The sequence below is a fragment of the Bartonella sp. AD328YNZD genome, assembly GCF_042196425.1.
Window position 1 is genome coordinate 1 of sequence record NZ_JBHIQG010000456.1, and the last position, 1603, is coordinate 1603.

Annotated in this window: 2 protein-coding genes; both read right to left on the reverse strand. The window is 40.0% G+C overall.

Translation table 11 applies throughout. The annotated features are described in order from the left end of the window. Positions 1 to 29 precede the first annotated feature (29 nt). Positions 30 to 230, reverse strand: a complete 201-nt coding sequence (locus tag ACFIO3_RS12775; protein ID WP_011180791.1) for an AlpA family transcriptional regulator — start codon at positions 228 to 230, stop codon at positions 30 to 32. Positions 231 to 437: 207 nt separating this feature from the next. After that, positions 438 to 1603, reverse strand: a 1166-nt coding sequence (locus ACFIO3_RS12780; protein WP_375704584.1) for a tyrosine-type recombinase/integrase, incomplete at its 5' end; no start/stop codon positions are given.

Below are 1603 nucleotides of genomic sequence, written 5' to 3' on the forward strand. Positions count from 1 at the left end.
CTTGTCCGTCCTTACGTGACAAGGTTTTTTTATGCCGCGTCACTTTGACGTTGCTGTTTTGCTTGCTCGATGACATTGATAAGATCCGATTGTAACCAACGGGACAAAAAACCAAATTTTAAAGGTTTTGGGAGAGAGCCATTGGTTACATGACGGCGGAATGTTGAGACACTCATATGAAGCAATTTTGCACTTTCACGGTCTGTCAAAAGAATATCATTTTCTGTCATACTAAAATCCTTTCTATCAAAAAATGGTAACAAATCATAACTATTTATTAACCACATTTTGGTTCATTTTTGAAGGTATTTTATTTATAGAAAACAATATTTTATCATATAATTTCTGATGTGATAATTTATGATTCTTATTGAGAAAGAATGAGAGAGAAGAGAGAGAAAGTTATCCACAGATCATGGGGTTATGCACTCCATATCTTAAGATTGACCCGTGACATAAGCCGCCCATTTATCCATATAAACGCGGCGCTGTTCTAAATAATCAGTACGACGATAGGCACGCTCTACTTGTCCTCCGACTGTATGACTTAGAATAGTTTCAGCGACCTCATAGGGGGCATCGGTTGTTTCAGCGAGCCAATCGCGTAAACTAGAGCGAAATCCATGGGGGCAGGCTTCAAGTTTATTGTCTCTCATGTATTGAGCCATACACTTCGTAGCAAGGGGACCGCGACCGGTTGCAGAAAAGAAGAAATCATTGCGAGAAAGTGAGCGCGCTTGTTTTAAAATGTCTAATGCTTCAGATGATAAGGGCACACGAAACTCTTTTGTAGTATCACGCTTTCCTTTCATATTTTCAGCAGGGATTGTCCAGATATCACCTTCAACTTGATCTTTATGAATATGACGTAAAGGGTTAGAGCGAACCCCTGTAAGGATAAGCAAACGCAAAGCCAGTTGTGTTAGGGTTGATGCTTCGCAAAGTGTTTGATAAAAAGCTGGTATATCTTTCCAATCCATTGCAGGTAAATTTTTGACTTTATGGCGTTGTTTTCCTAAAAGAGCGCGTGCTTTTTCTGTTGCTTGTAAATCAACATCCAAACCTAATGCAGCAGCATGTTTGAGACAAAGTTTGAGACGTATCAATGCTGTCCGAGCAGCTCCAGCTTTTGTATGCCAGATAGGGGCAAGTGTATTACGTATTTCTGTTTGTGTAATCTCTGACACAGGAAGACAACCTAATTTAGGGAGAATATGAAGTTGTAAAGGCGAAAACCAATGTCCATCTTTCCCATCCCCTTTTAATTCAGCTTTACGAGTTTCAAAAGTATCCAAGGCAATATCTTTTAAATAATGAAGATTGCTTATTGCCTCACGCTTTTGTTTCTCACGTTCTTTAATAGGATCACGCCCTTCACGTAAAACAGAGCGCCATTGATTTGCCAATTCACGGGCTTGTTTTAAAGAAACATCTCTTAAAGCACCCAAGCCCATTTCACGACGACGTCCGTGAATAGTATAACGGTAAATCCATTGAGCACCACCATCTTTACGCTTATGAAGTAACAAGCCGGCACCATCATTATATTTGCCAGCCCCCAATGTTGCGACAGATCTTGCATTAAGACGGTTCATAAGAGCCA

Bases quoted from the DNA above. Each gene is read 5' to 3' on its own strand.
- ACFIO3_RS12775 (WP_011180791.1), bottom strand. From the start codon at position 230: ATGACAGAAAATGATATTCTTTTGACAGACCGTGAAAGTGCAAAATTG.